The organism is Pseudomonas sp. TKO26 (assembly GCF_003225665.1).
Classification (GTDB): Bacteria; Pseudomonadota; Gammaproteobacteria; order Pseudomonadales; family Pseudomonadaceae; genus Aquipseudomonas; species Aquipseudomonas saponiphila.
The window spans coordinates 1-25282 of record NZ_QKLN01000003.1 but is presented as its reverse complement, the minus strand read 5'-3'; the positions used below and the strand labels follow the sequence as shown (position 1 = coordinate 25282).

15 protein-coding genes are annotated in these 25282 nt (G+C 63.3%); 1 reads left to right on the top strand and 14 read right to left on the bottom strand.

The genetic code is table 11. From position 1 onward, the window contains the following. Positions 1-10 precede the first annotated feature (10 nt). The 14 genes from DNK59_RS05355 to DNK59_RS05285 all read right to left on the bottom strand — a co-directional run bounded on the left by DNK59_RS05355 (position 11) and on the right by DNK59_RS05285 (position 18593). Positions 11-2476: a TonB-dependent siderophore receptor gene (locus DNK59_RS05355; RefSeq protein WP_110722510.1), complete on the bottom strand. Its 2466-nt coding sequence runs from the start codon at positions 2474-2476 to the stop codon at positions 11-13. Positions 2477-2569: 93 nt separating this feature from the next. Beyond that, on the bottom strand, positions 2570-3523 hold the full coding sequence (locus DNK59_RS05350; RefSeq protein WP_110722509.1) for a FecR domain-containing protein: 954 nt from the start codon (positions 3521-3523) through the stop codon (positions 2570-2572). Then, on the bottom strand, positions 3520-4029 hold the full coding sequence (locus tag DNK59_RS05345; protein WP_110722508.1) for a sigma-70 family RNA polymerase sigma factor: 510 nt from the start codon (positions 4027-4029) through the stop codon (positions 3520-3522). Before DNK59_RS05345 ends, DNK59_RS05350 begins: the two co-directional genes overlap by 4 nt. 70 nt (positions 4030-4099) lie before the next feature. Further along, positions 4100-5710, bottom strand: coding sequence for an efflux transporter outer membrane subunit (locus DNK59_RS05340; RefSeq protein ID WP_256596296.1), 1611 nt, complete (start codon positions 5708-5710; stop codon positions 4100-4102). Further along, positions 5707-6777, bottom strand: coding sequence for an HlyD family secretion protein (locus tag DNK59_RS05335; RefSeq protein ID WP_110722507.1), 1071 nt, complete (start codon positions 6775-6777; stop codon positions 5707-5709). Before DNK59_RS05335 ends, DNK59_RS05340 begins: the two co-directional genes overlap by 4 nt. 14 nt (positions 6778-6791) lie before the next feature. Continuing rightward, positions 6792-8336, bottom strand: coding sequence for an MFS transporter (locus DNK59_RS05330; RefSeq protein WP_110722506.1), 1545 nt, complete (start codon positions 8334-8336; stop codon positions 6792-6794). Between the two features lie 175 nt (positions 8337-8511). Beyond that, a complete protein-coding gene (locus DNK59_RS05325) occupies positions 8512-9438 on the bottom strand; it encodes a LysR family transcriptional regulator (RefSeq protein ID WP_110722505.1) in 927 nt (308 codons plus the stop codon). 219 nt (positions 9439-9657) lie between these two features. After that, complete coding sequence (locus tag DNK59_RS05315; RefSeq protein WP_110722504.1) at positions 9658-10524, bottom strand: ABC transporter permease; 867 nt, start codon at positions 10522-10524, stop codon at positions 9658-9660. Between the two features lie 33 nt (positions 10525-10557). After that, positions 10558-11418, bottom strand: coding sequence for an ABC transporter ATP-binding protein (locus tag DNK59_RS05310; RefSeq protein WP_110722503.1), 861 nt, complete (start codon positions 11416-11418; stop codon positions 10558-10560). 5 nt (positions 11419-11423) lie between these two features. Then, complete coding sequence (locus tag DNK59_RS05305; RefSeq protein WP_110722502.1) at positions 11424-12461, bottom strand: ABC transporter substrate-binding protein; 1038 nt, start codon at positions 12459-12461, stop codon at positions 11424-11426. Positions 12462-12487: 26 nt separating this feature from the next. After that, entirely contained in the window at positions 12488-13375 is an 888-nt protein-coding gene (locus tag DNK59_RS05300) for a TauD/TfdA family dioxygenase (protein WP_092318371.1), read from the bottom strand. A 314-nt stretch (positions 13376-13689) separates the two neighbouring features. Beyond that, on the bottom strand, positions 13690-15057 hold the full coding sequence (locus tag DNK59_RS05295) for an HlyD family type I secretion periplasmic adaptor subunit (RefSeq protein ID WP_110722501.1): 1368 nt from the start codon (positions 15055-15057) through the stop codon (positions 13690-13692). After that, entirely contained in the window at positions 15047-17203 is a 2157-nt protein-coding gene (locus DNK59_RS05290) for a type I secretion system permease/ATPase (protein WP_110722500.1), read from the bottom strand. Before DNK59_RS05290 ends, DNK59_RS05295 begins: the two co-directional genes overlap by 11 nt. Positions 17204-17240: 37 nt before the next feature. Beyond that, positions 17241-18593 carry a TolC family outer membrane protein gene (locus DNK59_RS05285; RefSeq protein WP_060836916.1) on the bottom strand — a complete coding sequence of 451 codons (1353 nt, stop codon included), beginning with the start codon at positions 18591-18593 and terminating at the stop codon, positions 17241-17243. A gap of 363 nt (positions 18594-18956) precedes the next feature. Between DNK59_RS05285 and DNK59_RS05280 the strand changes: the two genes are divergently transcribed. Continuing rightward, positions 18957-25282 (top strand): retention module-containing protein (locus DNK59_RS05280; protein WP_146249882.1); only part of this gene is annotated, 6326 nt, incomplete at its 3' end.

The following is a 25282-nucleotide window of genomic DNA, read 5'->3' as shown; positions in this document are numbered from 1 at the left end:
AGGCGTCCCCTTACCAGTCATAGGTCAAACTCGACACCATGGTCCGGCCTTCGCCGTAGTAGCAGTCCCAGATGCTGGTGCAGTTGGCGACGTAGGTCTTGTCGGTGAGGTTCTTCACGTTCAGCGCCAGCTTCACGCCCTTGAACTGCAATGGCGATTTTTCCAGGTCGTAGGTCAGGCTGGCGTCGTACACGGTGTAGGACGGGATCTGGAAAGCGCCGTCGTAATCGGTGCCGTAGCTGCCCTTGACGTAGCGGGTGCCGATACCCGCGCCCAGGCCCGCCAGCGGCGTGTCGCCAAGCAGGGTGTAGTTGAGCCACAGCGACGCGGTCAACGGCGGCATGCCGGCAGGATGCCGACCCTGGCGACCGTCATTGTCCTTGGTGTACTTGATGTCGTTGCGCGATGCCGAGGCGATCACGTCCAGCGACTCGCCGAGGCTGGCCTTGGCTTCCAGCTCGATGCCACGGGAGCGCACCGCGCCACTCTGGATACTGAACCCGGGGTTGGCCAGGTCGGAGGTCAGGATGTTTTCCTGGTCCAGCTGGTAGGCCGACACCTGAACGAAACTCTCCTGGTCCGGTGGCTGGAACTTCACCCCCACTTCGTACTGTTTGCCCGTGGACGGCTCGAAAGCGCTGCGCTGGACACTGGTGCCACTCAACGGCAAGAAGGATTCCGAATAGCTGACAAAGGGCGCCAGCCCGTTGTCGAACAGGTACACCAGCCCACCGCGCCCGGTAAAGGACTGACGCTTGGCGTTGGTATGCCCTCCGTTGAGCGGCGTCTTGTTATCGGTTTCCGCCCAGTCGTTGCGACCGCCCAGCACCAGCACCCATTTTTCGTACTTGATCTGGTCCTGCACATACAGGCCGGTCTGAGTGATGGTGTTGTCCCACCGGTAAGGGTTGGCGAAATTCAGCGACTGACCGTAAGTGGGAGTGAACATGTCGAGGATCGGCGGGTTGAAGTCGTACTTGCCGTCGAACTTGGAATTGAAGTGGTAGTAGTCCAGACCCACCAGCAGGGTATGGCTGAACGGCCCAGTGTCGAACTGGGCCTGGGCGATGTTATCCACACCATAGACCTTGTTGTGCTGCTTCCAGTCGACGCCGTAGCGGGTCATGTAGCGCTGGTCGTTGAGCCCGGTCTTGGGGTTGCTGACGAACTTGTAGCCGTGCAGCGGCGCGCGGTAGCGGTCATCGACGTCGGCGTAACGGGCGTTCTGCTTCAGGGTCCAGACATCGCTCAGGCGATGGGACAACTCGTAGCCGAGGACAAACTGGTCACGATCGTAGGCATTGACCCCAGGCTCGCCGAGGAACAGGTCGCGATCGATCTTGCCGTTGGGGTTGGCGAACACCGTGCCGACGCTGGGCAGGCCCTGGGCCTCGGGCACGTCGTTGTCCTTCTGGAACTGGGCGAACAGCGTCAGCTGGGTGTCGTCATCGGGCCGCCAGGTCAGGCTCGGGGCGATGAACTGGCGCTGACGCTGCACGTAGTCGACAGCGTCCTGGCTGTCGCTGGCCAACCCGGTCAGGCGATAGAGGAACTGCCCCTGCTCATCCAGCGGCCCGCCCAGGTCCAGGCCGATGCTCTTGTGGTCATAGCTGCCGGCTTCCAGCACCAGTTGATGCAAGGGGGTTTCGGTGGGCCGCTTGCTGACCATGTTGACGATCCCGCCCGGCTGGTTCTGCCCGTAGAGCACCGAGGCCGGGCCCTTGAGCACTTCGATGCGCTCCAGGGCATAGGGATCGATCTGCAGGGCGCCGCCGGTACTGCCGCCGCCGTAGGGCAAATGCAGGCCATCGAGGTACATCGGCGTCGGGGAGAAACCACGGGAGGTGGGCTCGTCGAAAATCTTCACCCGGTCGGAAAAGCCACCGCCGGTCATGCCCGGGGTATAGAGCAGCGCCTCGGTCACGCTCTGGGCGCCGCGGGCCTTGATTTCCTTGGCGCCGATCACGTTGATGGTCTGCGGAATCTCCACCAGCGCCGAGTCGGTCTTGCTCCCGGTGGCGCTGCGCTTGGCGACGATGCCCGGCACGGCGCCCCAGGCATTCTCATCGATTTGAGTAACGCCGATCCGGGTCGGAGCCAGTTGCAGGACGCCGTCCTGGGGCACCGCTTGCAGGCCCCAGCTGGCACCCGTTTGTACCGCCTGCAGGCCACTGCCGGCGAGCAGGGTCTGCAGGCCCTGCGCCACCTCGTAGCGTCCCTGCAGACCGGCACTGTGCTTACCGGCGGTCAGGCTCGCATCCACCGACAGGAGAATCCCCGCGGCACCGGCAAAACGGTTCAGGACCTGATCCAGATTGCCGGCGGCAATCTGGTAGTCCCGCGCCTGGCTGAGGCTGTCACCGGCGGCCTGGGCAAGGCCCGGGCACACCGGGGCCATGGCCAGCAGCGCGACAAGGGCATGGCGGCGGGCAGCGGTGCCCAAGGTCAAAATGGATGCTGTGGTCTGGTAAGGCATTCCTGAACTCCCCATGAGAATGCGTCTTGATCGGCTTTCATGGGGTATCCCGAACAACTCGGCAGAACCGACAACGGCCTGGCGAATTTTTATTCACGCGCGTGGCTTGAGGGTCACCCAGTAGCGCGTCACCGCGTGCGCCCGCACCGGCAACGAACGCTCCAGCGCCGCAAGCACCGCGTCACTGTCCGCCAGGGGAAAGACGCCGGTGAGCAACAGGCCCGCCACCTGCTCGTCGCAGCGCAGCACCCCTGGTCGATAGCGCGCCAGCTCGGCGATGAACTGCCCCAGGGGCTGGCGCTCGGCTATCAGCCGGCCCTCGCTCCAGCTGCTGGCGTTGATCTCGGCCACTTGCCGCGGGGCCACCCGCTCAGCGCTGAACCACAGGCGCTCGCCGGCCTTGAGTTGCAGGGCCTGGGCATGCCGTGGGCTGACCCGCAGCGCGCCCTGGTAAAGATCGACCCGGGTGCCGCCCGCCAGCTCGCGCACGGCAAAGCGCGTACCCAGGGCCTGGATATCGCCGGCGGCGGTTTCAACGATCAACGGCCGCGACGGGTCATGCCCGCTGGTGAGCAGGATCTCGCCCTCGATCAGGCGAATCCGCCGTTCGCTGGCGGTAAACAGCACATCGACGGCGCTAGCGCTGTTGAGGTCCAGGCGACTGCCGTCGCTCAGGGTCAGGTGACGCACCTGCCCGGTGGCGCTGCGCTCCCCGGCAAAGGTCGCGCGCCAGGGCTGGCTGCCTTGCAGCAGATAGCCACTGCCGCCCGCCACCAGCAGCAAGCCGAGCAGCTTCAGCGCCGCCCGGCGCTGCCGGTCCGGGGCCTTGGCCAGCAGCACATGGGCGCCCTGCTCCGGTACGCCTTGCAAGGTCTGCTGCAATTGCTGCAAGCGTTGCCAGGCCCGCAGGTGCTCGGGATCAGCCTGTTGCCAGGCCTCGAAGGCCGCGCGCTGCTGCGGGCTCAATTGGCCGCCCCAATGCAGCATCAGCCACTCGCTGGCCTGCTCGACGATGCTGGGGGCAATGGGGGCCTGATGGGCTTTCATTCTGCGTAGAGCACCTGATAGCAGGCCTGGATCGCGCGGGTCATGTACTTCTGCACCGAACTGACGGACACCTCCAGGCGCTCGGCGATTTGCGCATAACCCAGACCTTCGAACTGCGACATGACAAAGGCCTGGCGCACCTTGTCCGGCATGCGATCGAGCATGGTGTCGATCTGCATCAGGGTTTCCAGGATCAGCGCGCGGCTTTCCAGGGAAGGGGTCTGCGGCTCCGGCAAGTGGGCGATGCTGTCCAGGTAGGCGCGCTCGATGCGCGCGCGGCGCCACTGGTCGATCACCAGATTGCGCGCGATCTGCGCCAGGTAACTGCGGCTTTCCTGCTGCCCGGGAAAGCGTCCCGACAGCAGCAGGCGCAGAAAAGTGTCCTGCGCCACATCCGCCGCATGCTCGCGATCGCCCAGGCGCTTGCGCAACCAGCCCTGCAACCAGCCGTGGTGATCCTGATACAGACGATGGAGCTGAGCGTTGCCGTCAGTGGTGGCTGGCATGAATGAAACTGCGCACATGATTGAGAGCAATTATCATTACACTTTTTTCTCAATCCAGGCAAAACGCTTTTCAGTGCGGTTGGCTGGCGACCTGCAACGGGTACACCGACTCCCAGCCGCCGCCCAGCGCCTTGTACAGCCCGACCATGGCCAGGGACACCCCGGCGGAGCTTTCCACCCACTGCTCCTGGGTGGCCAGCAAGGCGCCCTGCACGGTCAGGACGTTGACGAAATCCACCACGCCCTCGACGTACTGCTGCTGCGCGGTACGCAGGGCAATCTGGTTCTGCCGCACCGCCTCGGCCAGGCTGTCGCGCCGCAACTGGCTGGCGTTGTAGCGGGTCAGCTGGTCGTCGATTTCATGCCAGGCCCGCAGCACGGTCTGCTGGTAGGCCAGGGCCGCTTCCTGCTGCTGGGCCTCGCGCAACTGGAGCATGCCCCGCAGGCGACCAGCGTCGAACAGCGGCAGGCTGAACTGCGGCCCGATGCCGAACTGGCGCGAACCCCAGGTGCCGAAATCCGCCAGTTGCAGGGCCTGGGAGCCAACGTTGCCGGACAGGGTAATCCGCGGATAGAAATCGCCCTTGGCCACGCCGATGCTGGCCGTGGCCGCGTGCAGCCGGGCCTCGGCCTGACGGATATCCGGGCGTCGCTCGGCCAGTTGCGAAGGCAGGCCGATAGCCACACGAGACGGCGGCTGCGGCACGGGTGCGGCGCTGGCCAGCTGCTGGTGCAGGGCCTGGGGCGGCTCCCCGAGCAGCAGGCTCAGGGCATTGATCAACTGCGCCTGACGCTGTTGCAGCGCAGGCCGTTGCGCCTCGATGGTGGCGACCTGGGCGGCGGCCTCGGCCACGTCAAGGTCGGTGGCCACGCCATCGGCCAGGCGCAATTGCGAGAGCTTCAGGCTGTGCCGGGCAACCTCCAGGTTCTGCTCGGTGACGGCCAGGATGTTCTGTACACCGCGCAACTGAATGTAGTCCTGGGCGACTTCCGCCAGCACCGACAGCAGCACCCCGCGGCGATCGTTTTCCGCCGCCTCCAGGGTCGCGTCGGCGGCCTCGGCTTCGCGCCGGACCCGGCCCCACAGATCCAGCTCCCAAGCCGCGGAGAAACCCGCTTCCCAGAGATTGAACGCCGACTTGCCGCTGTTCCCCGAAGGGTCGTTCAGGCCTTCGGCGCTGTTGCGTTTGCGTGCGTAGCCGCCATTGGCGGAGGTGCTCGGGTAGCGCTCGGCGCTGATCACCTGACGTGCCGCCCGGCTCTGTTGCAGGCGACTGCTGGCCAGCTGCAGGTCTAGGTTGTCGCTCAGGGCCCGCCGACTCAGGGCCGACAGTTGCGGATCGTTGAACACCTCCCACCAGTGCTCCTGTATGGGGCTGTCCACCGCCCGGCTGGCGGCGCCTTGCGCAGGCACCGACCAGGCCTGGACCTGGGTCGCCCGGGGCCGCTGGAAATCCGGACCGACGTTGCAGGCGGCCAGTGCCAGCAGGCTCAGCGCCAGCAGGGTGCGGAGCCCGTGGCCAGGGAGCTTGCTCCAGTTCGAGTGCGGAGCACTCGCCAGGCAGCCTTGGTCGGCGGCCTGGGCCACCGCGGCGAGCGGTTCCGGGGTAGCTGCGCTACCCAGCGGGAGCAAGCTCCCTCGCCACGAGAAGCCTGTGTACTGGCGGCGTAAGGTGCTCATCGCTGGGTCACCTCGCGCGCATTGGTGGCCGAGCTGTGGGTGTCGACGCTGGCCTCCACCGACATGCCGACCCGCAGGCGCTCGGCCATGGGCTGGTTGGGCTCCAGGACAATTTTCACCGGAATGCGCTGCACCACCTTGGTGAAGTTGCCGGTGGCATTGTCCGGTTTCACCGCGGCGAAGGTCACACCGGTGGCCGGGGCCAGACTCTCGACCCGGCCATGCAGGGTTTCACCACCCAGGCTGTCGACCCGCACCTCGACCCTCTGCCCAGCGTGCATGGCGGTCAGCTGGGTTTCCTGGAAGTTGGCCAGCACGTAGGCCTGCTGCAAGGGCACCACAGCGAGGATCTTGCTGCCCGGAGTGACATAGGCGCCGACCCGTACCGCGCGCTCGCCGACCATGCCGTCCACCGGTGCCACGATGCGGGTGTAGGACAGCTCGTAGCTGGCCATTTCCAGGGCTGCCTGGGCCCGCTTCAGGCCACCTTCGGCGGCGTCGCGCTGGGCCGTGAGGATCTCCACCTGCTTGCGCTCCGCCGCCAGGGCCGCGGTGGCGGTGGCCAAGCGAGCGTTGGCCTGGTCGATGCGGGTCCTGGCTTGCTGGGCATTCTGCACCGTGCCGGCGCCGACCCCGGCCAGGTGGTTGTAGCGGTTCAACTCATGCTCGGCAAAGGCGCGCTCGGCCTGGGCCGCGCTCAAGGCCGCCTGGGCCTGGGCAATCACCGAGCTCTGCCGGTCCAGGGTCGCCCGGGCATTCTGCAACTGGGCCTGGGCCACCAGGGTTTCGGCATCCGCCGCCTGGGCTGCGGCCCGCAGGTCGCGGTCGTCGATCAGCGCCAGCAGTTGCCCGGCCTTGACCTGCTGGTTGTCCTCCACCAGCACCTCCTTGATGAACCCGGCCACCCGCGGCGCCACCAGGGTGTAGTCGGCGGCGATGAAGGCATCGTTGGTGCTCTGTTCGCTGCCACGGCCGAACAGGCCCGGCGCGGCCACATAGGCCAGCGCACCGAGGGCGGCCACCGCCACCACGGTGATGGCGATTTTGTCTTTGCTCTGGATCGTCATAAAAACCTTCTCGTTCAAGTGGCTGCCCGCGGTGGATAGATCCGCGTCGGCATCCAGAAAATCAGCAGGATCAGCGCAGCGGCCACTCCCGCCATGCAGAAGTAGAGATCGGCGGACGTCAGCACCACGGCTTGCTGGTGCAGGCGCTGGGCCAGCCCGGCCAGCCGGTCGTCCACCAGGGGCGAGTTGCCCAGGCTGTCCACCAGCATCGTCGAGTGGAAATGCAGGCGGTGGGTGGTCAGCACATCCAGCACCCCGGTAGCGATCACCGCCGCCAGGCCTTTCACGGTGTTGAACCAGGCCGAGGCAAAGGGACCATCCAGCGGGGTGATGCTGCCGGTGGAAAGCATCAGCAACGGCAGCACCGCCATGGGCTGACCGAAGATCTGCAGCAGTTGCAGCACATAGAAGTCGTCGCGAATCCAGGCCGCGGTCAGGTGCGTGCCGCCCAGGCAGGACAGCACCAGCATGCCCAGGCCGATCCCCAGCACCCAGCGGCAATCCACCCAGCGCAGGTTGCACAGGGCCGCCACCAGGGGCAGCGCCAGCAGTTGCGGCAGGGCCATCACCAGCATCACCGGCGCCGTCTGCAATGGGCGATAGCCCTGGACCTGGGTCAGGTAGGCAGAGGGGATGATGATCACCGCGGTCAGCACCACCAGCACCCCGGCCAGGGTCAGCAAGGCGAAGGACAGGTTGCGGATGCCGAGCATCTGCAGCTTGAAAAAGGGAACCGGCTGCGTCCATTCGTTGATCAGAAACAGCACCAGCAGCACCAGCCCGCCCCCCAGCAGCCCGCTGATCAAAGGCGACTGGAACCAGTCCAGGCGATTGCCCTGAAGGGTGCCGATCACCAGCATGCAGATCGCCGGGAAGCCCAGCAGCAGGCCCCGCCAATTGAACTGTTTCAAGCGCTCCAGACGCAGCGGATCCTGAGGCAGGCCGTAGGCCACCGCCGCCATCGCCAGCAGGCAGGGCGCCACCACTTGCCAGAAGGCCCACTGCCAACCCACGTATTCGGTCCAGAGCGCCGCCAGGGGCGTGCCCAGGCTGGGGCCGAAGGTGGCGGTCAGGGCGTAGCCGGCCAGGCCGTAGAGCTTGACGTTGGCCGGCAGGAAGCGCAGGGCCACGGTCATCAGCATCGGCGGCAGCGCGCCCCCGGCCAGGCCTTGCAGGGTGCGCAGCAGCAACAGGCTTTCGTAGTTCGGGGCGAAGGGACACAGCACCCCCAGCAGGGTGAACAGCGCAATGGCAAACAGGGTGAAACGGCGCAGGGAAAAGGTCACCGAACACCAGGGCGCAAAGGCCATGGCCGCCACAGAAGTAGCGGTGTAGCACGCCACCAGCCAGGTGCCCTCGTCGAATCCGATGAACAACGCACCGCGGATATCTGCCAGGGCGATCTTGGTCACCATCTCGTTCAGACCGGAAACCAGCACCGCCAGCAGCACCCCCACCAGGCCGATGATGATTCGCGGTCCGAACAGCGGTGGGGCAATGGCTGCCGGCTTGCTGGCGGCTTCAACCGAAGCAGGCGCAGCGACAGCGAGGGAACTCATGGAAGTACTGCTCCAGACAAGAAAACCAGAGCAGTTTATGAACAGCCAGTACTGACGAAAATTGACTTATCGACAGGTTATAAGTGCGCCAGACGCAACGATTAGAGCTATTGATCGCAGGCCTTGGCTTGCCAGCGAAGGGGCCTCAAGAACGCATTCGCCGGCAAGCCGGCTCCTACGAGGCGGCTGGCTGGGCTTCACGCCAGGTGGCCTGGCAGGAACTGCGCAGGGTTTCACGGAACCATTTGTGCGCCGGATCCTTGTCGTAGCGCGGGTGCCAGGCCTGGGTCAGGACCAGGGTCGGTAGAGAAATCGGCAGCACGAACGAACGCAGGCGCAAGCCCAGGCGCGAAACACTGAGCAGGGTTTCCTGGGGCACCGGCAGGATCAGGTCCGAATCCGGCAGCATGAACATGGCCGCATGAAAGCTCGGGGCAATCAGCGATACCCGCCGCTCCAGGCCCTGCTCCGCCAGGGCCACGTCGATCGGTCCGCGGGCAATGCCGCGGCGCGACATGCTGATATGGGGGAACGCGGCAAAGCGCTCGGCGGTGATCTCGTCATCGAGCAGCGGATGGTCTTCCCTCACCAGGCCGACAAAGGCGGTGGTGAACAGGTTCTGCACCTTCACTTCCGGGGTCAGCGGCCGGGTGTTGCTGATGCGCAAATCGATCCGCCCTTCGCGCAGGGCCTCGTCGTCGCCGTCGCCTTCGGGCACGAAACGCAGTTCGCACAACGGCGCCTGCCGCTCCAGCGTGTCGATCAGGCGTCCGCCGTAGACACCGATGAAAAAGTCGTTGGCGCGCACGTTGAAGCGCCGGCGCAACGCCAGCAGGTCGACCTGATCCGCCGAGCGAAACAGCAGCGCCGCCTGCTCCACCAGATCACGCACCTGGCTGCGCAGCTCCAGCGCCTTGGGGGTGGGCACCAGGCCGCGCCCGGCGCGCACCAGCACCGGGTCGCCCAGGGCGTCGCGAATTCGCGTCAGGGTCCGGCTCATGGCCGCCGGGCTGAGGTTCATGCGCCGCGCCGCGCCGACCACGCTGCCCTCGTCGAGCAGGGCGTCGAGGGCCACCAGAAGGTTCATGTCCGGAAGTTGCATGCTGAGCACTCATGGCTGATCAGGATTGATCCGGACGCAATGCTAGCAGGCTTGGCGCCGAGGAAAATGAGGGAGATCAATCCTGACCCATGAACCCACTAGCCGCGTAGGAGCCGACTTGCCGGCGAATGGGCCCTCGAACCTTGCATCGCCCTTGAGGACGCCTTCGCTGGCAAGCCAGCTCCTACGGTCGGGGGTGGTTCTGGCGGACGAGGCAGCTCAGCGCTGCATGCCCCAGCGTTTCACCGTGATCCGCTCCAGGGTGTCGAAGATCAGGTTCTCCACCAGCAGGCCGATGAGGATCACCACCGCCAGCCCGGCAAATACCTTGTCGGTGTACAGCTCGTTGCGGTTCTGGAAGATGTACCAGCCCAGGCCGCCCTTGCCGCTGGTGGCGCCGAACACCAGTTCGGCGGCGATCAGGGTGCGCCAGGCGAAGGCCCAGCCGATCTTCAACCCGGCAAGGATCGACGGCAGCGCCGCCGGGATCAGGATGAACAGCACCAGGCGCAGGCCCTTGAGGCCGTAGTTGCGCCCGGCCATGCGCAGGGTTTCCGAGACGCCGAGAAACCCGGCGTAAGTGTTCAGGGCCAGGGCCCAGAGCACCGAATGCACCAGCACGAAGATCAGGCTGTTCTGCCCCAGGCCGAACCACAGCAGTGCCAGGGGCAACAGGGCAATGGCCGGCAACGGGTTGAAAATCGAGGTCAGGGTGCTCAGCAGGTCGCGGCCGAACTGAGTCGACACCGCCAGAGTGGTCAGGGCAAAGGCCAGGACAATGCCGATGAGGTAGCCCTTGAGCAGCACCACCAGGGAAATGCCCACCTTGCCCAGCAATTCGCCGCTGAGCAGGCCCTGGTAAAGCGCGCTGGCGGTCTGCAGGAAACTCGGCAGCAGCAGGTCGTTGTTCTGGTAGCGGGCCACGGCTTCCCAGAGCAGCGCCAGCAGGACCAGGATCAGGCCCTTGCGCAGCCAGCCCTGTTGCCAGAGTCGCTGGGCCAGGGGCAGTTCCCGTTCCAGGGGGACTTGCAACAGGGGCTGCAGGACAACTTCGTATTCTTCGCGCGCGGGAGATGAATGGCTCATCGGGCGTTCCTCGTTCAACGGTGGCCTGACGGCTCAATAGGCAATGCGGATATCGGCGAAATCCAGCTCGGTTTCAGTTTCCGGCGATTGGCCTTCATCGAACAGCAGACGGTGGATACGCCGCGCGGTCTGCTGAAAGTCCACACCACCGAGGCTTTGCAGGTCGTACTGGTGGCTGTGGACCTCCGCCCGCACCCGCCCCGGATGCGGCGACAGCAAGAGGATGCGGTTGCCCACCACCAGTGCCTCCTCGATGGAGTGGGTGACGAACAGCAAGGTGAAGCGCACCTCTTCCCAGAGCAGCAGCAACTCTTCCTGCATCTTGCGCCGGGTCAGGGCGTCGAGGGCGGCGAAGGGTTCGTCCATCAGCAGGATCTTCGGCTGCATGGCCAGGGCCCGGGCGATCGCCACCCGGGCCTTCATGCCACCGGACAGTGTGTGCGGGTAGGCATCGGCAAAGGCCGCCAGTCCGACTTTCTCCAGGTAATGCAGGGCGCGCTCCTCGGCTGCGCGACGGCCGAGGGTGTTCGACGCCAGCAGGGGAAACATCACGTTCTGCTTCACGGTTTTCCAGGGCGGCAACTGGTCGAACTCCTGAAACACCACGATGCGGTCCGGCCCGGGCTGGCTGACGCGCTGGCCTTGCAGGCGGATCTCGCCCTCGCAGGGCTGGATGAACCCGGCCACGGCCTTGAGCAGGGTCGACTTGCCGCAGCCCGAAGGCCCCAGCAGGACAAAACGATCAGCCGGATCGATTTCAAAACTGACCTGGTGGGTGGCCCGCACCACGCGCTGCGGGGTGCGGTATTCCAAACTGACTCGATCCACCGCCAGCAGCGCTTCGGCGGTGGCGGTGGAGTTGCTGGCCGTGTGGCCTGGCAAGGGGGCATTCATGGCTATCAGCTCCCTTGCAGCGGCTTGGCGTCCTGGAAGAAGTAGTCCTTCCACGATTGCGGCTTGTTCTTGATGGCGCCGACCCGGTACAGGAACTCTGCCAGCGGATAGGTGTTTTTCGGCGTCACGCTGAATTCGAACTGCGGGTTGTCGATGATCTTGAGCAAGGCGGCGCGGTCGATCTTGGCCTTGGTCACGCGGATGTAGGTATCGGCGGCCGCGCCCTTGTCGTTCTGGGCGAACTCGGCCGCCTCGGCCAGGGCTTCGACGAAGGCCTTGTAGGTCTTGGGGTTGTCGTTGCGGAATTTCTCGGTGGCGAACAGCACCGTCGGCGAGTTCGGGCCCAAGAGGTCGTAGGTGTTGAGCACCACGTGCACGTTGGGGTTCTCCAGGGCCTGGTCCTGGAACGGCGGGTTGGAGAAGTGCCCGGTCAGCTCGGTGCCACCGGCAATCAGCGCCGCCGTGGCGTCCGGGTGCGGTACGGCGATGGTGTATTTGTCCAGGCGATTGAATTCCTGGTCGCCCCACTGCTTGGCCGCGGCGTATTGCAGGAAGCGCGACTGCACCGAGACCCCCACCGCCGGCACCGCGATGCGGTCCTTCTCGGTGAAGTCGGCGATGGTCTTGACCTGGGGATTGTTGCTCACCAGGTAGTAGGGGAAGTTACCCAGGGAGGCCACGGCCTTGACGTTCTGTCGGCCGTGGGTGCGATCCCAGATGGTCAGCAGCGGGCCGACGCCGGCCCCGGCAATGTCGATGGAGCCCGACAGCAAGGCGTCGTTGACCGCTGCGCCACCGGACAGCTGGGTCCAGTCGACCTGGATGTCGATGCCCTCTTGCTTGCCGTGTTTTTCGATCAGGTTCTGGTCGCGTACCACGTTGAGCAACAGGTAGACGATGCCGAACTGTTCGGCGATGCGGATCTGGCCTTCGGCCTGGGCGGCTGCGGGCGCCACCAGGCTGCCGGCCAGCAGGCTGAAACCCAGGCCAACGGCCGTGGCCAGTTTGCCGAGACGGGGAATGAAGGGAATGGATAAGGACATGGTGATTCTCCTGCCGTGCCGGCCGATCAGTAAGGGGCGTCGCCCTGGATGGTGGTGCGATACAGCTTGCGGCGCAGGTGGCTCGGGCAACCGGCGGCCAGGTGGATCAGCGAGCGGTTGTCCCAGAACACCAGGTCATGGGGCTGCCATTGATGGCGGTAGACGTTGTCCGGCAGCACGCTGTGGGCGTACAGCTCGGCCAGCACCTGGGCACTTTCGTCCTCCGGCAGGCCGATGATGCGGGTGGTGAAGCCTTCGCTGACAAACAACGCCTTGCGGCCGTTTTCCGGGTGGGTGCGGACGATCGGGTGCACCACCTCGGCGACCTGGGCCAGTTGCTCCGGGGTCAGGGTCGGACGCCAGTTGCCCTCGAACTTGGTCTCGCTGTAGCGCGCCGTGTAGGAATGCGCGGCACTGCGGCCCTCGACCGCCTTGCGCAGCGCCTCGGGCAGGTTGTCCCAGGCCTTGTGCATGTCGGCGAACAGGGTGTCGCCGCCTTCGGCCGGCAGTTCCTGGGCGTGCAGCATCGAGCCCAGGCTTGGCAGTTCCTTGTAGGACAGGTCCGAGTGCCAGAACTTGCCGGCATCTCCCAGGCCGATGGACTGGCCGTTCTCGATGATGTTGGAAACGATGAGGATTTCCGGGTGCCCGGCCAGCAGGAACTGCTTGAGCACATGGATCTGCAGCACACCGAAGCGACGGCTGAAGGCGATCTGTTGTTCGGGGCTGATGCGCTGGTCGCGGAACACCACCACATGATGATCCAGGTGGGCGCGATGGATGCGGGCGAAGTCCTGGTCGTTGACCGGCCGGGACAGGTCCAGGCCGATGATTTCGGCGCCGACAGCGTCGTTGAATGGACGGATTTCGAAGGCTTGTGCGGCGATGGGCGCGGCACTGGCTGATGCAGACATGACTGAAACTCCCGCGCAGGCGCGCCAAGGGCGCGCGCGTCGATCAGAAACTCACGGAGATCCCGTGTGGGTTCATTTCGTGCGGCGCGCCGATTGGTCGGCAGGTACGCAGGGAGTCGACTTTATAGGTATAAGAAATCGAATTTAAATACCGTTAGTGAATAACGATATGTTGAATCGGGCGACGCGATGCCTGGGGACGCTGCGCTGTCGACGGTTCGATGGGACGAACTGCAGGAGCCGGCTTGCCGGCGAAGGCGCTCTCACGGGCCCCTTCGCTGGCAAGCCAGCTCCTACAAGGCCTTTACCCGGTATCAGCGCTCGTGCAGGGCTTCGGCGCGGGCGCGGATGATCGGCTTGAGCAGGTAGCTGAGGATGCTTTTCTTGCCGGTGATGATGTCCACCGAGGCCACCATCCCGGGGATGATCAGCAGCGGTTTCTCATCGGTGCCCAGGTGGCTGCGGTCGGTGCGCAGCTTGATCATGTAGTAGGTGGTCTTCTTGTCTTCGTCGGTGATGGTGTCGGCGCCGATCTGCTCCAGGCGGGCCTTGAGACCGCCATAGATGGTGTAGTCATAGGCGCTGAACTTGACCACCGCTTCCTGCCCCGGGTGCAGGAAGGCGATGTCCTGGGGACGGATCTTGGCTTCCACCAGCAGGGTGTCGTCCAGCGGCACGATTTCCACCATGTCGCTGCCCGGCTGGATCACCCCGCCGATGGTGTTGACCATCAGCTGCTTGACGATACCGCGCACCGGCGAGGTCACCAGGGTCCGGCTGACCCGGTCTTCCAGGGCCTTGCCGGTGGCGCTGGCCTTGTTCAGTTCGGTGCGCGCCTCGTTGAGTTGGGTCAGGGCTTCGCTGCGGAACTTGCCGCGGGTTTCATCGATCTTGCGCTGCACTTCCTTGATCGCCGACTCGGCACGGGGAATGGCCAGGGTGGTGGCGTCCAGCTGGCCACGGGTTTCCACTTCGGCGCGCTTGAGCCGCAGCACTTCCACCGGCGACACCGCGCCCTGGGCCACCAGGGGCTCGGACATGGCGATTTCCTGGCGCTGCAGGCCCAGTTGCTGGCGGTATTGGGCCTGCTTGGAGGTGAACTCGCGCAGTTCCTGCTGCTTCTGGATCAGCTGTTCCTGAAGGCCGCCGATTTCGTCATGCAGTTGCTGGCGACGGCTCTGGTACAGGGATTTTTCGCTGGCCGCCTGGCCGGGCGCTTCCTTGACCGCGTCGGCGGGGAAGTTCAGTTCGCGCTCATCCACTTCGGCGCTCAGGCGCTCGACCCGCAGCAGCATCGACAGGCGCACGGTCTCGGTTTCGCCGACGTTGGACTGGAAGCGCGTGTCGTCCAGGCGAATCAGCGGCGCACCGGCCTCCACCACCTGGCCTTCCTTGACGTACAGCTCGGAGACGATCCCGCCCTCCAGGTTCTGGATCTTCTGCACCTTGGACGACGGAATGGCCTTGCCCTCGCCCTTGGTCACTTCGTCGATCACCGCGAAGTTGGCCCACAGCAGCAGGAACAGGAAGAAGGCGATGATGCCCCAGATGGTCAGGCGAATGACCCGCGGCGCATCCTCGATCAGGGCCTTGTTGACTTCGGGCAGTGGCTGCCCCTTGAGGGAATCGCTGCCTTTGAAATAGCGGCGGATCGAGTCCTTGAATCCCGGCTTAAGCAACACTGATCTGCCCCTTCTTCAACGCTTCCATCACCACCGCTTTCGGGCCATCGGCCAGGATCTGTCCACGGTCCACCACCAACAACCGGTCCACCAGGGACAACAGCGACGCCCGGTGCGTCACCAGGACCACGGTCTTGTTCTGCACCACCGACTCCAGGCGCTGCTTGAGGCGCTCTTCGCCGGTGTTGTCCATGGCGCTGGTGGGCTCGTCGAGCAGCAGGACCTGCGGATTGAGCAGCAGGGCACGGGCCAGGGCGACGTTCTGGCGCTGACCACCGGAGAGGTTTTGCCCGCGCTCGCCGACCTGCAGTTCATAGCCCTGTGGATGCAGCCGGGCGAATTCATGCACTCCTGCCAGTTCGGAGGCTTGCAGCACCAGTTCGTCTTCGACGTAACGGGCACCGGAGGTCAGGTTGTCACGCAGGGTGCCGGCCAGCAGTTGGATGTCCTGGGGCACGTAGCCGATGTTGTGGCGCAATTCGCTGACGTCGATCTGGCGGATGTCCACACCATCCACCAGCAAGGCCCCGGAGTCAGGCTGGTAGAGCCCCACCAGCAGCTTGGCCAGGGAGCTCTTGCCGGAGCCGCTGCGGCCGATGATGCCGACCTTCTCGCCCGGCTTGATCACCAGGTTGATGTTCTTCAGCGCCGGGTTCTGCTGCCCCGGGTAGGTGAAATTCAGCAGCCGGCATTCGATAGCGCCCTGCAGCACGCTGCGGCTCAGGGGGCGCTCATCGAAATTGCGCTCCTGGGGCAGCTCCATCATCTGGTCCACCGAGGTCATGGTGACGCGCGCCTGCTGGTAACGGGTCAGCAAGCCGGACAGCGAAGCCAGCGGGCTCAGGGCCCGGCCGCTGAGCATGTAGCAGGCGATCAGGCCGCCCATGCTGAGGTTGCCGTCGATGATCTGGTACACACCGAAGACGATCATGGTCACCCCGGCCAGTTGCTGGATCAGCAAGGTGATGTTCATCGCCAGGCTGGAGAGCATCTTCACCCGCAGCTCCAGACGGCTGAGGGTGCCGATGGTCTGCTCCCACTGGTACTGACGCTCGCTCTCGGCGTTGTTGACCTTCACGGCGTCCAGCCCGGCCAGGGTTTCGATCAGGCTCGACTGGCGCTCGGCGCCCAGGGCCATGGTTTTTTCCATGGTCGCCACCAGGGGCTTCTGCAAGGCGTAGCCGATGCCCAGGGCAATCGGGAAGGCCAGCACCGGGATCCACACCAGGTGGCCGCCAAGGATGGCGATCACCAGGAAGATCAGCAGGGTGAAGGGCAGGTCGATGAGGCTGGTGAGGGTCAGGGACGCGAGGAAGTCCCGCAGGCTCTGAAACTCATGGATGTTCTGGGCGAAGCTGCCGACCCGGGCCGGGCGGTACTTCATGGCCATGCCGACGATGCGCTCGAACAGCGTGGCGGAAATGATCAGGTCGGTCTTTTTCCCTGCCAGATCCAGGCACAGGCTGCGCAGGCTCTTGAGGATCAGGTCGAAGATATAGGCGCCCATGATGCCGATGGACAGCACCCACAGGGTCGAGGTGGCCTGGTTGGGCACCACCCGGTCGTAGACGTTCATCACGAACAGCGGCGCGGCCATGGCGATGATGTTGATCAACAGGCTGGCGGCGATGGCGTCGGCATACAGCCAGCGCGAGCGCTTGAGGGTGTCGCGGAACCAGGAGCGGGCCCGGGGAATCAGCGAACCGTGGTTGACGTCGAACTTGTGCTGGGGCTGGGCGAAGAACACCCGCCCGCTGTAGTCCTCGGCCACCAATTGGCGATCGACGCACACCTCGCCGCCATCGCTCTCGCTGAGCAGCAGGCGCGCCTGGTCTTCACCTTGCCAGCCCAGGAGCACGGCGCTGCGACCGTCCTTGAGCAACAACAGGGCGGGCATGGCGATGCTCGGAATCTGCTCGAGCTTGCGGCGCAACACGCGCCCCTGCAGCCCCGCCCGGGCCGCTGCGCGGGGCAGCAACTCGGCGCTCAGGCGCTGTGACGGCAATGGCAGACCGGTGGTCAGCATTGCCGCACTCGCGGGCTTTTGATGCAGGAAACAAAGGGTCAGCAATCCATCCAGCAAGGGGTCGTCATGCATACCGCGTGGATCATGACTGAATTGCGCTCGACTGGCTTCTGATTCCACGCTGGACACTCTTGGCTGGCTGTTGGATGAAAATAGCTCAATTCATCCCAGGCAGCTGGACCTTGGGCTTCGCATCGTTCTGCACGACGGAAGCCATAGGTGCGACCACTCCCTGGCTCTTGAGCAACTCGCCCATGGTCGCCTTGATTCGATACTGAGTAAATAACTGAATGTTCTTGATCTCGGCCAAACGCCGGGACGCGGTGAACAACTCGTTTTCGCTGTCGAGCAAGTCCAGCAGGGTACGTTCGCCCAGGCTGAACTGCTTCTGATAGGCGGTGCGCACCGCAGTGCTGCGATCAACATATTGCTGGGCGATCGGCACCTGGGCGTTGGCATTGTTCAAGGCGTTCCAGGCCAGGCCCAGTTCTTCGTTCAGCACCCGCAGGGCGTTGTTGCGGATATCCAGGGCCTGGTTCGACTGGTAGGCCTTGGACTCCAGGTCGGCCTTGTTGCTGCCGCCGGCGAACAGATTGAAGCGCATGCGCAGCATGGCCTGCCATTCATTGTTGTGGCCGTTCTGGCCGTCCAGGTCGTTGTCTGCAGTACGGCCCAGCTCCGCGTCGAAACGTGGGTAGAACGCCGACTTGGCGGCGTCGTACTGCTTCTCGGCAGCCACGATGTCGGATTCGGCGGAGCGCAGGATCGGGCTGTTTTCCAGCATCTGGCGGCGGGCCTCATCGAGGTTGGCCGGCATCATCGCCATAAAACTGGCAGGACGCTCCAACTGATCCGGCATCTGCCCTACCGCACTCAGGTAGTTGGTCTGGGCGTCGGCCAGGTTGGTCTGCTCGGTGATCAGGTTGTTGCGGGCCTGGGCCATGCGCGCTTCGGCCTGATCGAGGTCGGCGCCGCTGCCCACGCCACGCTGGGTGCGCAGCTTGATCTGGTCGTAGATGCGTTCGTGATTGCGCAGATTGTCTTCTGCCAACTGTACGAATTGACGGCGGGTCAGCACGTCCAGGTACACCTGGGCGACGGTCAACGCCGTGCGCTCGGAGGTGCCGAGCAGGGAATAGGCCCGGGAATTGACGGTGGCTTGTTGACGCCCAACTTCACTGGACGTGGCAAAACCGTCAAAAACCATCTGCTGGAGACGTAAACTTGACTCTCCGCGATTCAGCGTCTCCCAGTGATTGCTGCCAGTACCCGCACGAGTACTGGGGTTATCGGTACCCTCGCGACCATAGCCGGCGAGCATGTCGACACGTGGCAGATAGCCACCTTTGGCGGCTTTGAGTTGATAGTCAGCGGCTAGACGGCTGTTGACCCCGGCTTGAATTTCCGGGTGCACATCCAGTGCTTTCTGCATGGCTTCGGGGAGTGTCTGTGCCTGCACGAAACTCGCGGCCAAGGCGAACGGCAGGGCCTTTAACAGGTGAAAACGCATGATAGAAATTTCCCTCGGACAGCATGTCCAGAAACACGTCAAAACGTGGCGCCACATTGATTGATTACAACCATTAACGACCGTCCGTCGGAAAGTTCAAACTAAGAACTGGTTCACATACTTCAAGTCAGGTTACTGCACGAATATCAATGTGACATTAATTCAGCGATTGTTTAGGATGGCACCCATAAGGTCAATAGTTTGGCATAAAGTTAATTTCGAAAAAAACTAGCCAATATATTGACAGCTATACTGTCAAATACCCGTTTTCAATTACACAGCAATGTACCTCCTGACTGAGTTGCGGCCCGAGCCCAAGCCGGTACATGGAAGTCGATTAAGCGGTACATCGGAGAGTCCCCAATGAGCAGTGTTGTTGCCATCGTCAAAAGCATTGTCGGTCAGGTTTTCGTAGTTTCCCCGGAAGGAATCCGGCGCGTACTCATCGAAGGCGACCGCCTGTTCGTGGGTGACCAGGTCGATACCGGCCCGGCCGGTGCGGTCACCCTGGAATTGACCGACGGGCGCACACTCGATCTTGGTCGTGACACTCAGTGGAGCGGCGCCGCGCCGGATTCCGGCACCGATCTGGCTCAGGCCAGCGCGCAAGCCGCCCCTTCGGTGGCAGAGTTGCAGCAGGCGATCGCCGCCGGTGCCGACCCGACCACCGATATGGAAGCCACCGCAGCCGGCCCGACCGCTGCCGGCACCGGAGGCGCCGCGGGCGGCGGCCACAGCTTCGTCCAGTTGGAAGAAACCGCAGCCCGGGTAGACCCGACCATCGGCTTCCCGACGGCCGGCTTGGGTCAAGCCACCTCGGCCGTGGACAACAACCTTGGTGGACTGACCAACAACGGCCTGGCCACCACCAACGGCAACGGCAGTGATTCGCTGCGCCCGGCAACCCTGACCCTGGGCGCCACTCCGACCATTACCGAGGCCGGTGGTGTGCTGGTGTACACCGCCACCCTGACCCAGGCTCCGCTGACCGACCTGACCGTCACCCTGTCCAATGGCGCGGTCATCGTGATCAGCGCAGGCCAGACCACTGGCAGCGTGCAAGTCCCTCTGGCGCCCCAGGACAACGTCTATATCGACCCTGGTCAGATCAGTGTGAGCGTAACCGGCACCACCGGCGGCAGCGGCCTGGTGGTCACGGTAGATCCCACTCCGGCGGTGACTCAGATCACCGACACCATCGACACCACCACCGTCACCCTGACCGCCGATGCCAGCGTCTCCGAAGGCGGGCAGATCACCTACACCGCCAACCTGACCAATCCGGCACAGACGCCTGTGACCATCACCCTGTCCAACGGCGCGGTGATCACCATTGAAGCGGGCAAGTCCAGCGGCTCGGTCGACGTAGCGGCTCCGGCCAATGACGTCTACAAGAACGGCAGCACCATCGAGGTCGGCATAACCAAAGCCGAAGGCGGCAACTTCGAGAACCTGCAGCCGAGCGCCGACAAAGCGGTCACCACGGTCACCGACACGATCGACGACACCGGCCTGAGCCTGTCGGCCACCGGCACCGTGGCCGAGGGCGGCTCCATCGTCTATACCGCGACCTTGACCAACCCGGCCGGTACGCCGTTGACCGTCACCCTGTCCAATGGCGCGGTGATCACCATCGCCGCCGGCGCCACATCCGGCACTGCCACCGTCGCGGCCCCAGCCGATGACGTCTATAAAGATGCAGGCAAGGTTGAAGTCACTATCACCAAAGCGGACGGTGGCAACTTCGAGAACCTGGTTACCAACCCTGCTCCTGCTGTGACTGACGTCACCGACACTATCGATACCAGCACCGTTTCGTTGACCGCGACTCCAAGCGTCGCTGAAGGCGGCATCGTCGTTTACACCGCTTCGGTGTCTGCACCAGTCACTGGTTCGCCAGTCGTAGTAACCCTGTCCAACGGCCAGACCATCACCATTCCGGTTGGTGAATCGTCCGGCACCGTGAACTTCACCGCGCCCAACGATGCACTGGCTGGCGGTAGCTCCCTGAGCACCACCATCACCAAAGCTGACGGTGGTAATTACGAGAAGCTGGAGATCAATGACAAACCAGCTGAAACCTCGGTTACCGATACACCAGACACCACCACCCTCAGCGTGACCGCTACCGATACTGTGGCTGAGGGCGGCTCGATTGTTTACACCGCTAACTTGACCAACGCTGCCGGTACTCCCGTCACCGTGACCTTGAGCAACGGTGCCGTGATCACCATCGCAGCAGGTGCCACTTCCGGCACCACCACCGTCGCGGCCCCAGCCGATGACGTCTATAAAGACGCCGGTAAGGTTGAAGTCACTATCACCAAGGCTGACGGTGGCAATTTCGAGAACCTGGTTACCAACCCAGCTCCTGCTGTGACTGACGTCACCGACACTATCGATACCAGCACCGTTTCGTTGACCGCGACTCCAAGCGTCGCTGAAGGCGGCATCGTCGTTTACACCGCTTCGGTATCTGCACCTGTGACCGGTTCGCCAGTTGTGGTGACCTTGTCCAACGGTCAAACCATCACCATCCCGGTTGGCGAGTCCTCCGGCACCGTGAATTTCACCGCGCCAAACGACGCCCTGGCAGGCGGCAGCTCCTTGAGCACCACCATTACCAAAGCTGACGGTGGTAATTACGAGAAGCTGGAGATCAACGACAAGCCGGCTGAAACCTCGGTTACCGATACACCAGACACCACCACCCTCAGCGTGACCGCTACCGATATTGTGGCTGAGGGCGGCTCGATTGTTTACACCGCTACCTTGACCAACGCTGCCGGTACTCCCGTCACCGTGACCTTGAGCAACGGTGCCGTGATCACCATCGCAGCAGGTGCCACTTCCGGCACCACCACCGTCGCGGCCCCAGCCGATGACGTCTATAAAGACGCCGGTAAGGTTGAAGTCACTATCACCAAGGCTGACGGTGGCAATTTCGAGAACCTGGTCACCAATCCAGCGCCAGCGGTCACCGATGTGACTGACACTATCGATACTTCGACTGTCAGCCTGACCGCTACGCCAAGCGTCGCTGAAGGCGGCATCGTGGTGTACACCGCTTCAGTGTCTGCACCTGTCACCGGTTCCCCGGTCGTAGTGACCCTGTCCAACGGCCAGACCATCACCATTCCGGTTGGCGAGTCCTCCGGCACCGTGAACTTCACCGCGCCTAACGATGCACTGGCTGGCGGTAGCTCCTTGAGCACCACCATCACCAAGGCTGACGGTGGTAATTACGAGAAGCTGGAGATCAACGACAAGCCGGCTGAAACCAGCGTTACCGATACGCCGGACACCACGACGCTGAGCGTAACGGCCACCGATACCGTGGCTGAGGGCGGTTCCATCGTTTACACCGCCACGCTGACCAATGCTGCTGGCACTCCCGTCACCGTGACCCTCTCCAACGGTGCGGTAATCACCATCGCAGCGGGCGCCACTTCCGGTACCGCTACCGTCGCTGCACCTGCTGATGATGTCTATAAGGACGCCGGCAAGGTTGAAGTCACCATCACCAAGGCTGACGGTGGCAACTTCGAGAATCTAGTTACCAACCCAGCTCCTGCGGTCACCGATGTGACTGACACTATCGACACGTCGACTGTCAGCCTGACCGCTACGCCAAGCGTCGCCGAAGGCGGCATCGTCGTTTACACCGCTTCGGTATCCGCACCTGTGACCGGTTCGCCAGTTGTGGTGACCTTGTCCAACGGTCAAACCATCACCATCCCGGTTGGTGAATCCTCCGGCACTGTGAACTTCACCGCGCCAAACGACGCACTGGCTGGCGGCAGTTCCCTGAGCACCACCATCACCAAAGCGGACGGCGGTAATTACGAGAAGCTGGAGATCAACGACAAGCCTGCTGAAACCTCGGTTACCGATACACCAGACACCACGACTCTGAGCGTAACCGCTACCGATACAGTGGCTGAGGGCGGCTCGATTGTTTACACCGCGACCTTGACCAATGCTGCTGGCACCCCCGTCACCGTGACCTTGAGCAACGGTGCAGTCATCACCATTGAGGCCGGTAAAACCACAGGTTCCGTCACCGTCGCTGCACCTGCTGATGACGTCTATAAGGACGCCGGCAAGGTTGAAGTCACCATCACCAAAGCGGACGGTGGCAACTTCGAAAACCTGGTCACCAATCCAGCGCCAGCTGTGACTGATGTCACTGACACTATCGATACCAGCACCGTTTCCCTGACAGCCACGCCGAGCGTCGCCGAGGGCGGCATCGTCGTGTACACCGCGTCTGTGTCTGCACCAGTGACCGGTTCGCCAGTTGTGGTGACCTTGTCCAATGGCCAGACCATCACTATTCCAGTTGGCGAAAGCCATGGTTCGGTGAACTTCACTGCACCCAATGATGCTCTGGCAGGCGGCAGCTCTCTGAGCACCACCATTACCAAAGCTGACGGTGGTAATTACGAGAAGCTGGAGATCAATGACAAACCAGCTGAAACCTCGGTTACCGATACACCAGACACCACGACTCTGAGCGTAACGGCCACCGATACCGTGGCTGAGGGCGGGTCCATCGTTTACACCGCCACGCTGACCAATGCTGCTGGCACACCAGTGACCGTGACCCTCTCCAACGGTGCGGTAATCACCATCGCAGCGGGTGCCACCTCCGGCACCACCACCGTCGCGGCCCCAGCCGATGACGTCTATAAAGACGCCGGTAAGGTTGAAGTCACTATCACCAAGGCTGACGGTGGCAATTTCGAGAACCTGGTCACCAATCCAGCTCCTGCTGTGACTGACGTCACCGACACTATCGATACTTCGACTGTCAGCCTGACCGCTACGCCAAGCGTCGCGGAAGGCGGCATTGTCGTTTACACCGCTTCGGTTTCGGCACCTGTGACCGGTTCACCAGTTGTGGTGACCTTATCCAATGGCCAGACCATCACCATTCCGGTTGGCGAGTCCTCCGGCACAGTGAACTTCACTGCGCCCAACGACGCACTGGCTGGCGGCAGCTCCCTGAGTACCACCATCACCAAAGCGGACGGCGGTAATTACGAGAAGCTGGAGATCAACGATAAGCCGGCTGAAACCTCGGTTACCGATACACCAGACACCACCACTCTGAGCTTGAGCGCTACCGACTCGGTGGCCGAAGGTGGTTCGATAGTTTACACCGCGACCTTGACCAATGCTGCTGGCACCCCCGTCACCGTGACCTTGAGCAACGGTGCGGTGATCACCATCGCAGCAGGTGCCACCTCCGGCACCACCACCGTCGCGGCCCCAGCCGATGACGTCTATAAAGACGCCGGTAAGGTTGAAGTCACTATCACCAAGGCTGACGGTGGCAACTTCGAGAACCTGGTTACCAATCCAGCTCCTGCTGTGACTGACGTCACCGACACTATCGATACCAGCACCGTTTCGTTGACCGCCACGCCGAGCGTGGCCGAAGGCGGTATTGTCGTTTACACCGCTTCGGTGTCTGCACCAGTCACTGGTTCGCCAGTCGTAGTAACCCTGTCCAATGGCCAGACCATCACCATTCCAGTCGGTGAGTCCTCCGGCACTGTGAACTTCACCGCGCCTAACGATGCACTGGCTGGCGGCAGCTCCCTGAGCACCACCATCACCAAGGCTGACGGTGGTAATTACGAGAAGCTGGAGATCAACGACAAGCCGGCTGAAACCTCGGTTACCGATACACCAGACACCACCACCCTCAGCGTGACCGCTACCGATACTGTGGCCGAGGGCGGCTCGATTGTTTACACCGCTACCTTGACCAACGCTGCCGGTACTCCCGTCACCGTGACCCTGTCCAACGGTGCAGTTATCACCATTGAGGCCGGTAAAACCACAGGTTCCGTCACCGTCGCTGCACCTGCTGATGACGTCTATAAGGACGCCGGCAAGGTTGAAGTCACTATCACCAAAGCGGACGGCGGCAACTTCGAAAACCTGGTTACCAATCCAGCTCCTGCTGTGACTGACATCACCGACACTATCGATACCAGCACCGTTTCGTTGACCGCGACTCCAAGCGTGGCCGAAGGCGGTATTGTCGTTTACACCGCTTCGGTCACCGCTCCGGTGACCGGTTCGCCGGTTGTGGTGACCCTGTCCAATGGCCAGACCATCACTATTCCGGTTGGCGAATCGTCCGGCAGCGTGAACTTCACCGCACCGAACGATGCCCTGGCTGGCGGTAGCTCCCTGAGCACCACCATCACCAAAGCCGACGGCGGTAACTACGAGAAGCTGGAGATCAGCGACAAGCCCGCTGAAACCAGCGTTACCGATACTCCGGATACAACCACACTGAGCCTTTCGGCCACCGACTCCGTGGCTGAAGGCGGCTCCATTGTCTATACCGCGACACTGAGTAATGCGGCAGGTACGCCGGTCACCGTGACCTTGAGCAATGGCGCGGTAATCACCATTGCCGCTGGCGCCACCTCTGGCTCCACTACCGTGGCTGCACCGGCCGATGACGTCTATAAAGACGCTGGCAAAGTCGAAACCACCATTACCAAAGCGGACGGTGGCAACTTCGAGAACCTGGTCACCAATCCAGCGCCAGCTGTGACTGATGTCACTGACACTATCGATACCAGCACCGTTTCCCTGACAGCCACGCCGAGCGTCGCCGAGGGCGGCATCGTCGTGTACACCGCGTCTGTGTCTGCACCAGTGAC

Coding starts and splice junctions, on each gene's coding strand:
- DNK59_RS05335 (WP_110722507.1), bottom strand. CDS start 6,777: ATGACGATCCAGAGCAAAGACAAAATCGCCATCACCGTGGTGGCGGTG.
- DNK59_RS05355 (WP_110722510.1), bottom strand. CDS start 2,476: ATGCCTTACCAGACCACAGCATCCATTTTGACCTTGGGCACCGCTGCC.
- DNK59_RS05350 (WP_110722509.1), bottom strand. CDS start 3,523: ATGAAAGCCCATCAGGCCCCCATTGCCCCCAGCATCGTCGAGCAGGCC.
- DNK59_RS05285 (WP_060836916.1), bottom strand. CDS start 18,593: ATGCGTTTTCACCTGTTAAAGGCCCTGCCGTTCGCCTTGGCCGCGAGT.
- DNK59_RS05310 (WP_110722503.1), bottom strand. CDS start 11,418: ATGAATGCCCCCTTGCCAGGCCACACGGCCAGCAACTCCACCGCCACC.
- DNK59_RS05330 (WP_110722506.1), bottom strand. CDS start 8,336: ATGAGTTCCCTCGCTGTCGCTGCGCCTGCTTCGGTTGAAGCCGCCAGC.
- DNK59_RS05305 (WP_110722502.1), bottom strand. CDS start 12,461: ATGTCCTTATCCATTCCCTTCATTCCCCGTCTCGGCAAACTGGCCACG.
- DNK59_RS05325 (WP_110722505.1), bottom strand. CDS start 9,438: ATGCAACTTCCGGACATGAACCTTCTGGTGGCCCTCGACGCCCTGCTC.
- DNK59_RS05345 (WP_110722508.1), bottom strand. CDS start 4,029: ATGCCAGCCACCACTGACGGCAACGCTCAGCTCCATCGTCTGTATCAG.
- DNK59_RS05300 (WP_092318371.1), bottom strand. CDS start 13,375: ATGTCTGCATCAGCCAGTGCCGCGCCCATCGCCGCACAAGCCTTCGAA.
- DNK59_RS05340 (WP_256596296.1), bottom strand. CDS start 5,710: ATGAGCACCTTACGCCGCCAGTACACAGGCTTCTCGTGGCGAGGGAGC.
- DNK59_RS05315 (WP_110722504.1), bottom strand. CDS start 10,524: ATGAGCCATTCATCTCCCGCGCGCGAAGAATACGAAGTTGTCCTGCAG.